The organism is Streptomyces sp. CBMA156 (assembly GCF_014596515.1).
Classification (GTDB): domain Bacteria; phylum Actinomycetota; class Actinomycetes; order Streptomycetales; family Streptomycetaceae; genus Kitasatospora.
This window is the reverse complement of the sequence record NZ_MSJQ01000444.1, coordinates 23,892-36,426: the sequence shown is the minus strand read 5'-3', so window position 1 is coordinate 36,426 and position 12,535 is coordinate 23,892. Positions and strand designations below refer to the sequence as shown.

10 protein-coding genes are annotated in these 12,535 nt (G+C 74.9%); 3 read left to right on the top strand and 7 right to left on the bottom strand.

Going from position 1 to position 12,535, the window contains the following annotated elements:
- Positions 1–3,239, top strand: a 3,239-nt coding sequence (locus tag BU198_RS40325) for a non-ribosomal peptide synthetase (RefSeq protein ID WP_188301672.1), incomplete at its 5' end; no start/stop codon positions are given.
- Positions 3,240–3,346: 107 nt separating this feature from the next.
- Here the strand turns inward: BU198_RS40325 and dpgD are convergent.
- The 3 genes from dpgD to BU198_RS40310 form a co-directional block, all read right to left on the bottom strand.
- On the bottom strand, positions 3,347–4,168 hold the full coding sequence (gene dpgD, locus BU198_RS40320; protein WP_317619929.1) for an enoyl-CoA-hydratase DpgD: 822 nt from the start codon (positions 4,166–4,168) through the stop codon (positions 3,347–3,349).
- A gap of 86 nt (positions 4,169–4,254) precedes the next feature.
- Positions 4,255–5,811: a hypothetical protein gene (locus tag BU198_RS40315; RefSeq protein WP_188295128.1), complete on the bottom strand. Its 1,557-nt coding sequence runs from the start codon at positions 5,809–5,811 to the stop codon at positions 4,255–4,257.
- Between the two features lie 68 nt (positions 5,812–5,879).
- The gene (locus BU198_RS40310; RefSeq protein WP_188295127.1) at positions 5,880–7,925 is read right to left on the bottom strand and encodes a hypothetical protein; all 2,046 of its coding nucleotides are present in this window, start codon (positions 7,923–7,925) and stop codon (positions 5,880–5,882) included.
- A gap of 356 nt (positions 7,926–8,281) precedes the next feature.
- Here BU198_RS40310 and BU198_RS40305 point away from each other — a divergent pair, with 356 nt between their 5' ends.
- A complete protein-coding gene (locus BU198_RS40305; protein WP_188295126.1) occupies positions 8,282–8,722 on the top strand; it encodes a hypothetical protein in 441 nt (146 codons plus the stop codon).
- Between the two features lie 85 nt (positions 8,723–8,807).
- Here BU198_RS40305 and BU198_RS40300 read toward each other — a convergent pair whose 3' ends face one another.
- On the bottom strand, positions 8,808–9,350 hold the full coding sequence (locus BU198_RS40300; RefSeq protein ID WP_188295125.1) for a hypothetical protein: 543 nt from the start codon (positions 9,348–9,350) through the stop codon (positions 8,808–8,810).
- Between the two features lie 282 nt (positions 9,351–9,632).
- Between BU198_RS40300 and BU198_RS40295 the strand changes: the two genes are divergently transcribed.
- The gene (locus BU198_RS40295; RefSeq protein ID WP_188295124.1) at positions 9,633–10,085 is read left to right on the top strand and encodes a helix-turn-helix domain-containing protein; all 453 of its coding nucleotides are present in this window, start codon (positions 9,633–9,635) and stop codon (positions 10,083–10,085) included.
- Between the two features lie 68 nt (positions 10,086–10,153).
- Here BU198_RS40295 and BU198_RS40290 read toward each other — a convergent pair whose 3' ends face one another.
- The 3 genes from BU198_RS40290 to BU198_RS40280 form a co-directional block, all read right to left on the bottom strand.
- Complete coding sequence (locus BU198_RS40290; protein ID WP_188295123.1) at positions 10,154–10,756, bottom strand: ClpP family protease; 603 nt, start codon at positions 10,754–10,756, stop codon at positions 10,154–10,156.
- Position 10,757: 1 nt separating this feature from the next.
- Positions 10,758–11,396, bottom strand: a complete 639-nt coding sequence (locus BU198_RS40285) for an ATP-dependent Clp protease proteolytic subunit (protein WP_188295122.1) — start codon at positions 11,394–11,396, stop codon at positions 10,758–10,760.
- Between the two features lie 164 nt (positions 11,397–11,560).
- On the bottom strand, positions 11,561–12,457 hold the full coding sequence (locus tag BU198_RS40280) for a hypothetical protein (RefSeq protein WP_188301671.1): 897 nt from the start codon (positions 12,455–12,457) through the stop codon (positions 11,561–11,563).
- Positions 12,458–12,535 lie beyond the last annotated feature (78 nt).

Below are 12,535 nucleotides of genomic sequence, written 5' to 3'. Positions count from 1 at the left end.
GCTCGCCCGAACTGGTCACCGCCCTGCTGGCGGTGGTGAAGACCGGCGCGGCCTACCTGCCGATGGACGGCCGGCACCCGGCCGCCAGGCTCGGCGCGGTGGCCGCGCAGGCGGGCGCGTCCGTCGTGCTGGTCGACGCGCCGAACGCCGGCCGGGGCCTGGCCGACGCCGCCCTGTTCGGCCCCGCCGAGGTGCTCCGTCTGGAGCCCGACCCGGCGGACGCGGACTCCCCCGGCCCGGACTCCCCCGGCTCGGACTCCCCCGGCTCGGACTCCCCCGACGAGCCCTTCCCCATCGTGCCCGTGCGCCCGGAGAACCTGATGTACGTCATCTACACCTCGGGGTCCACCGGTGTGCCGAAGGGCGTCGCGGTGACGTACGGCAGCGTCGTGGCGTTCTGCCTCGACGAGTGCTGGACCCCCGAGACCCTGGAGCGGGTGCTGGTGCAGGCCAACCACGCCTTCGACGCCTCCACCTACGAGATCTGGACGACGCTGCTGCACGGCGGGCGGCTGGTGCTGGTGCCCCCGGGCGACATCGACACGGTCGAGCGCGGCCGGCTGATCGCGGCCCAGCAGGTGACCAGCGTGCACGCCACGGCGGGCCACTTCCGGGTGCTCGCCGAGCAGGCCGCGCACATCTTCGGCGGGGTGCGCGAGGTGTCCACCGGCGGCGACGTGGTCTCCGCGAACGCGGTGCGCACGCTGCTGCGCTCCCACCCCGGCCTGGTGGTGCGCACCACCTACGGCCCGACCGAGTCCACCGCGTTCGCCACCCAACTGCCCTTCACCGACCCGGAGTCGGTGCCCGACGCGGTGCCGCTGGGCCGGCCGATGGACAACACCAGGGCGTTCGTCCTGGACGCGTTCCTGCGGCCGGTGCCGGTCGGCATGACGGGCGAGCTCTACCTGGCCGGGGCCGGGCTGGCCCGCGGCTACCTCGGCCGCGCCGCGCTCACCGCGGAGCGCTTCGTCGCCTGCCCCTTCCCCGCCGAGGGCGAGCCCGAGGGCGCCCGGATGTACCGCACCGGCGACCTGGCGCAGTGGACCGGGGACGGGCAGCTGCTCTTTCTCGGCCGGGCCGACGAGCAGCTCAAGATCCGCGGGTTCCGCATCGAGCCCGCCGAGATCGAGGCCGTGCTCGCCGCGCACCCCGGCGTCGCCCAGGCGCTGGTGATCGCGGTCGAGGACGGCGGCGGCCACAAGCGGCTGGCCGGGTACGCCGTACCGGCCGACGCCCAGGCCCCGCCCGACCCGCGGGCGCTGGAGGAGCACCTCGCCGGGAAGCTGCCCGACTACATGGTCCCGGCCTCGGTGACCGTGCTCGACGCGCTGCCGGTGACGGTGAACGGCAAGGTCGACCGGGCCGCCCTGCCGCTGCCCGACTTCTCCGGCCGGGCGGCCGGGCGCGCCGCCGCCACCGACACCGAGGAGACGCTGTGCCGGCTCTTCGCCGAGGTGCTGAGCCTGGAACGGGTGGGGGCGGAGGACTCCTTCTTCGCCCTCGGCGGCGACTCGATCACCTCGATGCTGATGGCCGGGCGGGCCCGCAAGGCCGGTCTGGCGCTCACCCCGCGCCAGATCTTCGAGCTGCGCACGCCCGCCCGGCTGGCGCGGGTGGCCGAGCCGGTCGGCGACGCCCGGGAGGAGCGCACCGAGGACGTCCCCGGCGGCCCCGTCCCGCTGACCCCGGTGATGCACGAGATCGCGGCGCGCACCGGCTCGGTGGCACGCGCGGGCAGCCAGGCGATGGTGCTGAGCGCGCCGCCGGGCCTGACCACCGACCGGCTGGCCGCCGTGCTCCGGGTGGTCCTCGACCGGCACGACGTGCTGCGGGCCCGGCTGGAGGAGGACGGGGCGGACGGGCGGCTGGTGATCCCCGGGCCCGACGCGTCCTCGGCACTGCCCGCGACGGACCTGGTGACCCGGGTGGAGGCGGCCGGCCTCGACGAGGAACGGCTGGAGGAGCTGCTGGACGAGCAGGCCGCCGCCGCGGAGGCCGCGCTCGCGCCGCACGACGGCGTGATGCTGCGGGCCGTGCTCGTCGACCGCGGCGCCGGGCACGGCGCCCTGGTGCTGCTGGTCGCCCACCACCTGGTGATCGACGGCGTCTCCTGGCGGGTGCTGATGCCCGACCTGGCGCACGCGGACGCGGCCCTGGAGGCCGGCGGCCCCGACGCGGCGCGCGAGGCCGTCGCCGCCGAACCGACCTCGTTCCGCCGCTGGGCCACCGCCCTGGCGGAGCGGGCCAGGGCGCAGCGGACGGTGGACGAGCTGCCGCTCTGGCGGCGGATGCTCGACCGGGCCGAGCCGCCGCTCGCCGGCCGGCCGCTGGATCCGCGCACGGACACCGTGGGGGGCGGCCTGTCCCGGGCGGAGCTGACCGTCCCGGCGCCGACCGCGGGCGCGCTGCTGGCGGCGCTGCCCGAGGCGTACCACGCGGGCGTGGACGACGTGCTGCTGTCCGGGCTCACCGCGGCGCTGGACGAGTGGCTGCGGGCGCGCGGGCGGCCGGTCCCGGACGGCTTCCTGATCGACCGGGAGGCGCACGGCCGGGTGCCGCTGGACGAGTCCATGGACCTGACCCGGACCGTGGGCTGGTTCACCGCCGTCCACCCGGTGTGGCTGGAGACCGGGCCGGTCGACCCGGCCGAGGTGCGGGCGGGCGGCGAGGACGCGGCGCGGCTGATCAAGCGGGTCAAGGAGCAGCTGCGGCAGCGGCCCGGTGACGGTCTGGGCTTCGGCCTGCTCCGGTACCTGAACCCGGCGACGTCCGCGGTGCTGGAGCCCCTCGCGGCGCCGCAGATCGGGTTCAACTACCTGGGCCGGTTCGGTGGTTCGGGACCGGATGCGGACGCCGGGGGCGGCGGCGGGCCGGTGCCGGCGGGGGCCGGGCGCGGTGGTGCGCGGCCGTGGACGCCGGCGGCCGGGCACGGGTCGCCCGAGGGCGGTGTCGACGCCTCGATGCCGCTGCGGCACGTGCTGGAGATCAACGGTGCGGCGCGGGACCTGCCGGAGGGCCCGGAGCTGCGCTTCGTCCTGGAGTCTCCCCGTGGGCTGCTCACCGGGGAGGAGCTCGGCGACCTCGCCGAGCGTTGGCAGGCCGTGCTCGAAGGCCTGGTCCGGCACGCCTCCGAGGGCCCCGGAGGTCACACCCCGTCGGACTTCTCGCTGATCTCGCTCGGTCAGGAGGACATCGACGAGTTCGAATCCGCCTTCGGCGGCGCGGCCGGCGACTGACCCGGCCCCGGCGCGCTCCGGAGCGGAGCGGGGTGGAGTTCTCCCGGCCCGGCCAGGCCCGACGACGGGCCGGACCGGGAGAACGGGCGTTCAGGCGGCGGGCGGTGTCAGCGCCCGCGCCACACCGGGTCGCGCTTGTCCGCGAAGGCGCGCGGCCCCTCCCTGGCGTCCTCGCTGGCGCGGCGGACCTGTTCCCATCGGTAGCGGGTGGTGAAGGCCTGGTCCAGCGGCAGGTCCAGCGAGCGCATCACGGCCTCCTTCAGCGCGCGTTGCGACAGCGGTGCGCAGCGCAGCAGGTCGGCGCTCCAGCGTTCGACGCACTCGTCCAGCCGGTCGTCCGGGGCGACCTCGTTGACCAGGCCGAAGGCCAGGGCCTGGTCCGCCGTCATCCGGCGTCCGGTGAGCAGGTGGCCCATCGCGGCCTTGAGCGGGATCTGCCGGGCCAGCCGGAAGGCGCCGCCCGCGCCGGGGACCAGTCCGAGGGTGGCTTCGGGCAGGGCGAAGACGGCGCTCTGCGCGGCGATCACCAGGTCGCAGGCGAGGACCAGTTCGAAGCCGCCGCCGAGGGCGTAGCCGCAGACCCGGGCCAGGACGGGTTTGGACAGGGAGAAGCGTTCGGTCAGCCGGGGCCAGCCGGGCAGGCCGCGCGAGCCGAAGGTGGTGGGTTCGGCGCCCTCGCGGTCGAGGCGGGCGCGTTCGGTGAGGTCCTGGCCGACGGAGAAGGCGCGGTCGCCGGCGCCGGTGAGCACGACCAGCCGTACCCGGTCGTCGCGTTCGACCTCGTCCCAGACGGCGCCGAGTTCGGCGTGCATCCGCAGGTCCATGGCGTTGAGCACCCGGGGCCGGTTCAGGGTCACCCGCGCGACGTGCCCGGCCCGTTCGTAGAGCACGGGCCGGTCCGCCTCGGCTTCGTCGTTCACGGGGTCCACGCGGGCAGGCTACCGGTGGGTGCGGGCGGTTGCGCGGATGTCCGTGCCGTGGTCCCGACGGTGTGGCGGGGATGCTCCTATAGATGTCAGCCGTCGCTGCCGATCGAGCAGTTGGCGTCGGGGGCGTGGCCGAGTGGCCAGGCGAGGGTGTCCAGGACGGCGTTCCTGGTGGCCGGGTCGAGGTGGACGATGGGCACGGCCTTGTTGTAGGGGTTGCCGTACTGGTCGAGGCAGATCCAGCCGCTCGCGCCGTCGACCCGGTTGCCGCCGTGCAGCCGTCGCCAGCTCTGGACGACGTCGTCGGTCGAGGGCGTCTTCACGTCCCCCACCGTCTGGTTGCGGATGCCCGCGACGGCGGTGGAGACCGAGTCGTAGGTGATGATCACGCGGCCGTCGCGGAGGTCGGCGGGGCCGATCGCGTCGGGGGCCTTGGTGTCGGGCCTGCCGAGCAGGTCGGCCAGTTCCTTCGAGGCGTCCTTGGAGCCGCCGGTGGCCGCGGTGCTCCCTTCCCCCCAGCTGTCGGGGTGGGCGAGGGCGGTGTAGCGCACGGTGATGCCGGCCCCCGTGGTGAGGGCGTCCCACTTGTCGGCGAACTTCGCGTCGACCATCAGGGTGGAGGCGTGCGAGCCGGTGATGACCGTGTAGGGCTTGTTGCACTTCCGGTTGCCCAGTTCGACCAGGAACTGGCGCAGTTGCACCGGGCGGCCGGCGAAGTAGAGGGTCGTGGCGGCGGAGGTGCAGATGCTCGGCACCATCTGGTGGAAGTTGTTGGCGAGGTTGCCCTCGTCGTTGAAGTCGGGCGGCGACTGGTAGGTCTCCGGGGCGTTGGGGGCGCCCTTGGTGAGCTTCTCGAAGACCTGGCGCAGGGTGGCGAGGTAGTTGTCGTTGTCCCGGGTGTCCTCGATCACCAGGGACTCCTCGGGTTTGATGTTCGCCCCGTACGAGCTGAGGGCGCCCGCCTGGTCGGAGTTTCCGGGGGCGATGCGGACCAGTCCCGGGTAGCGGCGCGGGTCGGCGGCGGTGTTCTTGATGTCGTCCGCGGTCATCGGGCCGGCGACGACCGGGATGTGCTTGTCCGCGGTGAGGTAGCGCACGGCCTCCTCGGTCTCGGTGATGCTGATGTTGATGCCCGCGACGGCCCGCAGGTTCTGCCCGTCGTCGGTCGCGGCCCGGGCCAGCTGGTCGGCGACGGTGCGCCACTCCTTGTAGCCGCGGCCGGGGTTGGCCAGCACCAGCCGGATCGGGGGCTGCCGCTTGTTGCTGTTCCCGTCGTCGTTGGCCCAGTGCTGGGCCAGGTAGGCGCCCTGCACCTGTTCGACCAGTTCGCGGCGCTCGGCGGGGGCGTCGGAGGTCATGGGGATCATCAGCGCGACGGTGACGGGCGAGCTGCCGGCCACCCGGTCGTTCTCGGCCTTGATGCGGGCGGTGACCTGCCGCAGTTCGTCGGTGAAGACGTAGGCGCCGTCGGTGACGCCGACGCACTCGTGCTGCGGTCCGCGCTCGGTCACGCCGGGGGCGCAGGACGGGTCGTCGGCGATCCCGTACTCGTATCCCAGGTAGCCGCCGGCGGTCAGGACGGCGACGGCCAGGGTGATCACCAGCGCGCGGTTCAGGGGCCCGGACGGCAGGACCCTCCTCGGCACCGTTCTCCTCGGCGCCACTCTCCTCGGTGAGAGTCTCCTCGGTGACAGTCTCATCGGCGGCAGTCTCCTCAGATCGGGAGGTGGGGGGCCTGGATCCAGCGCCGCAGCAGCTGCGGCCAGGTCTCGTACGCCCGGAAGAACACCGTCTGGTCGGCGGGCCCGCTGTGCTGGGCGAGGGTGAGCAGCTGGAGCTGGACGCTGTCGATCAGGCGCGGGTCGGGTGGGGCGAGCGGGTGCGACTGGCGCCACAGGCCGTACACGAGGAGTTCGACCGCCTGGTGCACGGGGCTGTTCGCCCCGCCGCAGGCCGGGCAGTCCTCGGGCCGGGCGGCGGTGACGGCCAGGTTGCCGGGCGGCTGCGGTGCGGCGCAGACCAGGTTGAGGGTGGCGAGCCAGGTGGCCGCGTCCTGGCGGGCCAGGCGCCGGTGGAGGGTGCGCACGACGATGCCGGTGTCGAGGACCGCGAGCGAGTGGTGCAGGGAGCGGTCGTCGGGCTCGGCGGTGCCCGGGTGGGCGTAGCGCTCGCGCAGGGTCGCGTGGATGTCGTGCCAGGGCCCGGCGCCGGGGGCGGCGGCGAGGCGGCTGACCAGGTGGTGGACGAGCAGGGCGCGCAGGGTGGGGTCGCCGACGAAGGGTGCTCCGCCGCCCGGCCACGGGCGGGCGCCCCAGCGGTCGCGTTCCAGCAGCTGTCTGGTCTCCTGGACGCGCAGCGCCCCGTCGTCGCCGGGCGGGTAGCGGGTGCCGAGCGCGTAGGCGGCCTCGTAGTCCAGGGCCGGGGCGAAGTGGGCCAGGCGGGCCCGGGCGGTGTCGGCGGGGACGAGCAGGCGCAGCAGCCGCTCGTGGACCGGGGTGCCGGGTTCGTCCTCGGCGGGCAGGTCGAGCAGGGTGCGGGGGGCGGGGTCCTGTCCGAGGCGGATCGAGCGCCGGGCGGCCTGGACCAGGCCGTGGGCGATGCCGGCCCGTCCGGCGCCGAGGCGGTGGATCAGCTGGACGGTGCCGGGCTCGGGGTGGTCGGTGCCGAACATCCGCCGGACCTCGTCGAGGGTCAGCGGGGCCAGGGGCAGTCGCAGGGTCCAGCCGTCCGCGGTCTGCGGCCGGTCCGCCCGCCAGAACGGGCCGGTGGCGTCGCGGGTCGACGCGGTGGGGTGCGCGGGGTCGGTGATGGCCGGTTCGGTGGCCAGGGCGGTGGCGAGCACGCCGGGTCTGGTGCGGACGCCCTCCTCGTGCCAGACCCTGGTCAGGGTGTCCAGGACGGGGCGGCCGAGCGGGGTGTGGGCGTTGTCGAGGAGCAGCAGCGGGCGCGGCAGCCGGTTCCTCAGCCGCACCCAGGTGTAGTGGTCGTCGATGTCGGCCAGGAGGGCGGCCATCAGGTGCCGCTCGGCGGACTCGCGGTCCTGGGCGCCGCCGCGGAAGCCGCGGGCCAGTTCGGAGAGCTGGACGCGGGCCTCGCCCTGGGCGCTGACCCGCCGTTCGGCCCACCAGCGCAGGCCGCTCTGGTTGGCGCGGGCGCCGAGCAGTTCGGTGGCGACGATGTCGGCGAGCGAGGCGACGAGTTCGTTGACCCCGGCGCCCAGCCCGGCCGCGGCGCCCAGGTTCGGGGCGACCTGCCGGATCCAGCGCGCCACCTTGTCCCGGCGCACCTGGGCGTCGGGCTGGCTCTCGCGCAGCAGGCTCTCCAGGCGCCGGCCGGCGGCCTCCAGTTCGCCGACCCCGACGGCCTGCCAGCTGGTGACGGCGAGCAGGCCCTGGGTGAGCCGGGGGAAGGACAGGCCCCCGCCGAACCTGTTCGCCCGCCGGCTCAGCTCGTAGCGCAGGTGGAAGAGCAGGTCGGAGGCGTGCGAGGCGTTCCTCAGGTGGGGCGCCTCGTTCTCGGCGGGCAGGGCGAGGCCGGGGCGGCCGAAGTCCGCGCGTCCGAGGTCCGCGTACGCCTGCGGCAGGCGTTCGGCGTACCGCTCCTCCAGGCTCTTCAGGAGGGTGGTCCTGCCGGTGAGCCGCCCGCCGGTGCACTCGACCAGCAGCGGGGTCCCGGCCGGGATGCGCAGCCGGTTGCCGCTCCCCGGCTCGGGCCCCACCAGTTCGAGGCCGACCAGCGAGGGAACGACGGCCTCGAACACGGCCGCTCGTCCGTCCAGAAGCACCGCGACCCCCCAGTCCTCCGGCGCGCCGGGAGCCGGTCGCGCCGCATGGAGAATAGGGGAGCCGGCCGGTCCGTCACAGGCGTATCGCCGCAGTCGCCGCCTCGGTTGCCAATTCGTGACGAGCCGTCATGTGCGCCTCCGGCCCCCTGCCTCACCCGGGCCATGACAGGCCGTTCCGGTCATTCGGTGGCCGGATGCGCCCACCGAGGGGGTTTTCCGTGCGGAGACGGCACCCCGGTCGCGGAGTCCTGTCACGATGCCTTCACAGCAATGTGACATGTCACAGTGCTCCCGGTGAACCGCCGGGAGCACGGACGAGGGAGGGACCAACCTTGAACCGCCTCACAGCCGTTCTCGCCGGCACCGCCGCCCTGGCGGCACTGACCGGCGTCCAGACCGCTTCCGCCGCCCCCGCGCCCACCGCCCGTACGGCGGGCACGACCGTCTGCGGGAGCCCGGGCGCGCCGAACCACCTCACGGTCAGAGCCTGCGTCAACTGGACCGGGAACCAGGTGTACGCGTTCGGACGGGCCACTCCGTCCGGCTCGTCCTGGCTGGACCAGCCGGTCTCCTTCCGGCTGAGCACGACGGGCGTCACCAGCCCGCCGCTGGCCACCATCACCCCGACCGTCGTGATCCCGGCCGGCGGGAGCGAGGTCGGCGGCATCACGGGCACCGTGCCCTGCGGCACGACCGTGACCGCCCAGTTCAGCATCGAGCAGCCCGGCTGGTCACCGTCGACCTCGACCGTCTCGGCGGTCGTGACCTGCTGAGACCGTGACCCGCTGAACTGCTGACCCGCCGGGCCCGGCCGTCGACGACCGGGCCCGGCGGCGAGGCCTCCGGCGCGGGGCCCGCTCAGGACAGGAACACGATGATGACCGCGAACAGCCCGACGACGATGCCCAGGACGATGACGGCCATCATGCCCCCGACCACGCCGACCACCAGGGACTCACCCTCGGGAGCCCGGCCGCGCCACGCACCGACCAGCAGCCACCCGGCCGGCACGGCGCCCAGGGTGAGGATCAGGCCCGCACCGATGCCGAACTTCATGGCGGGCGCCGTCGACGGCTCGTAGGCCTTGCCCCGCGCCAGCCGCACGGACAGCCGGGTGCCGGGCCGGTGCTTCTTGACCGCGCCCCGCACCACGATCGGACGGGACTCGTCCGCGGAGGCACCGGCCGGGGTGAACCGCCCCTTGCAGTCGGTGCCGTCGCTGTTGCCCTCACCGTCCTCCACGTCGTAGCACTCCTCCACCACCACCACACCGTCCGGCGGGCCCAGCCCCATGGCCGCGCTCATCCGCTCCGCGGCCAGCCACCAGGCCAGCGCCACCGCCCCGGTCAGGATCGCCACCGCCAGCGCCACCGCCAGCCACCGCGTCGCCGCACGCCACACGTCCGCCTCCCCCGTTCCCGCCACCCCTGACGGAAGGCCCCGCCCGAGACCGGGACCGCCCGGCCCGAGGATGCCAGCGCGACGGCCGGCCCGCAACGCCAGAACCCGCAGCCTTGCGGCTCAACTCCGTTTACAGTAAAGGGTTTTGAAGGAACCGCCCGCGCCACGGCCACCCCGCGGGCGCCTCCCCCGCGACGGCCCCCGCGGCCCCGCCCACGCCGCTTCACCCAGGGCAGAACGCCGGCGCCTTCCCCCCGCGCCGCGGATGCCTAGGGTGGAGGGGTGAGCACTCATGCGCCGAACGAAGCCCGCGTCATCCCCCTGCGCCCGCAGGCCTCGCCGCCCGCGTCCGGCGGCACCGGCCGCACCCCGCAGCGGCCGACGGCCGTCCCGCAGCCGCCCGTACGGCGGGAGCCGCTCTGGCGGGACCTGGTCGGCGACGCGCTGCGGCGCGAACGGCTCGCCCAGGAACGCACGTTGAAGGACGTCTCGGAGGCGGCCCGGATCTCGATGCCGTACCTGTCCGAGCTGGAGCGCGGACGCAAGGAAGCCTCCTCCGAGGTGCTGGCGGCCGCCGCCAGGGCCCTCGGGCTCGGCCTCGGCGACCTGCTCTCGCTCGCCCAGGACGAGCTGGCCCGGTACGCCGTCCCGAGCCGGGTGGGCCGGAGCCGCACGTCGTCCGCGTCGTCCGCGTCGCCCATCGCGCGCTACGACGGCCTCTGCCTCGTGGCCTGACCCGCCCTGCCCCGGCAGACGGCCGGTACGGCGGCGGTGCGCCAACCGCCGTACCGGCCGCCGCGGGTTCAGCCGGACAACTGCCGCCGGCTCAGCACCTCGTCGGCGATCCCGTAGGCGACGGCCTCCTCGGCGGTGAGCACCTTGTCCCGGTCCATGTCCGCGCGCAGCGTCGCCGCGTCGTGCCCGGTGTGCCGCGACAGGACCTCCTCCACCTGCGAGCGGATCCGGACCATCTCCTTGGCCGCGAGGCTCAGGTCGGAGACCGTCCCCTGCCGGCCGCCGCTGGCGGGCTGGCCGAGCAGCACCCGCGCGTGCCGGAGCACGAAGCGCCGCCCCGGGTCCCCGCCGGCCAGCAGCACCGCCGCCGTCGACGCCGCCTGGCCGACGCAGAACGTGGAGATCGGCGCCTGCACGAACGTCATGGTGTCGTAGATCGCCATCAGCGAAGTGAACGATCCGCCGGGCGAGTTGAGGTAGATCGAGATCTCGCGCTCCGGATTCTCCGCCTCCAGGTGCAGGAGCTGCGCGATGACCACGTTGGCGACGCCGTCGTCGATCTCGGTGCCGAGGAAGACGATCCGCTCGTTCAGCAGCCGGCTGAAGACGTCGTAGGACCGCTCGCCCTGCGCGGTGCGCTGGACGACGTAGGGAACCGTGTACGAGCCCATGTCACAGCCCCATCCGTCGGCGGGAGGAGGCCGGGCGGATGTCGGCGACCGACTCCACCACCCGGTCCACGATCCCGTACTCCCTGGCCTGTTCGGCGGTGAACCAGCGGTCCCGGTCGCCGTCGCGCGCGATCGTCTCCTCGCTCTGCCCGGTGTGCTCGGCGGTGATCCGCTCGATGGCCCGCTTGGTGAACTGGAGGTTCTCCGCCTGGATCTCGATGTCCGCGGCGGTGCCGCCGATCCCCGCCGAGGGCTGGTGCATCATGATCCGCGCGTTCGGCAGCGCGAACCGCTTGCCGGGCGAGCCCACCGCGAGCAGGAACTGGCCCATGCTGGCGGCGAAACCCATCGCCAGCGTGGAGACGTCGTTCGGGATGAGCCGCATGGTGTCGTAGACGGCGAGCCCCGCGGTGACCGACCCGCCGGGGCTGTTGATGTACAGGCTGATGTCGGAGCGCGGGTCCTCCGCCGACAGCAGCAACAGCTGCGCGCACACCCGGTTCGCCGACACGTCGTCGACCTGGGTGCCGAGGAGGACGATCCGCTGGGCCAGCAGCTGCGCCGCCAGGTGGTCGTCGAAGGGGCTGGGCGGGGTGTCGCCCTCCCCCGCGCGGGGCGGGGCTGCGGTGAGTGGAGCCATCTGCTCTCCCTGGTCGGGGGCGGAGTTGCCGTCCACCCCACTGTCGCCCCGGGAGGGGCCCCCGATGCCGCCCTTCTGCCCGCCGCAGATTCGCCACGGGCAGAGCCGGCGGCCCGGCGTCGGCGCACGGCGGCCCGGGAGCACCGGGGCTTCCCACCGGTACGTCAGCAGTGGCAGTCCAGGGCGACCAGGATCGTGCCGCCGTCGAGATCGTCCAGGTAGCCGTTGGCGGCCCGGAGGTACGCGTCGCGGGACGGCGCCGCGTCGGCGTCCGTCCAGGTCCCGTCCAGGCGCAGCAGCGCGTGTCCCGGGACGGCCGCCTCCCGGGCGGCGGCCGCGTAACGGTCGCGGGGCTCCGCGAAGCCTCCGTCCCAGTGGGCGAACTCCTCCGTACCGGCGGCGGCCAGACACCTGGGCTGTGCCCGGTGGTCCTGCCGGGCCCGCTCGACCGGGTAGCCGGCCGGGTCGGCGTCGTGCCGGGCCCGGAAGTCCGGCCACGGGCGGGCCGGGGGCAGGCCGTCGACGAGCGCGGTCCACCGGTCGTGCCGCCCGGCGGCCTGCCGGACCGCCACGTCCCGGTGCCCGTCGAGGTCGAGCAGGGCGCGCGGGCCGCCGTCGCAGCGCGGGCGCTCCCCCGCCGGGCCGGCGGGGTGGATCAGCCGGGGATCGGCGCCCGCGCCGGGCAGCGGGAGGAAGTGGCCGGCGAACAGGCCGCCGATCAGGTGGTAGTCCAGCTCCCCGTTCCGGTTGTCCGTCGACAGGAAGTAGGCGCGGCCCTGCCCGTCGACGTGCAGGCGGTCGTCGTCCCCCGGTCCGTAGCCGTACCTGCGGTTGTGGGCCTCGGCGACCTGGTCCCAGGTCAGGTGGTCGTGGCCGGGGAGCAGGCCCGCTGCCCGCAGGGCGGCGACGCAGCCGATCCCGGCCGGGGCGCCGTCCAGGTACGCGGGGTAGGGGTCGGTCTCCAGGTCGGACCTGAACGGCGCGAGTGCGGCACGGAGCGCGCCCGGGACGTCGTCACCGGCGGCGCCCGGGAGGGCGACGACCAGGGCGAAGTGCGACACGGTGGGCCTTCCGGACGAGGGCGGCGCCGGAACGGCCGGTTCGACGGACGATCGTATCGCCGCCCTCCGCCCCAGGCC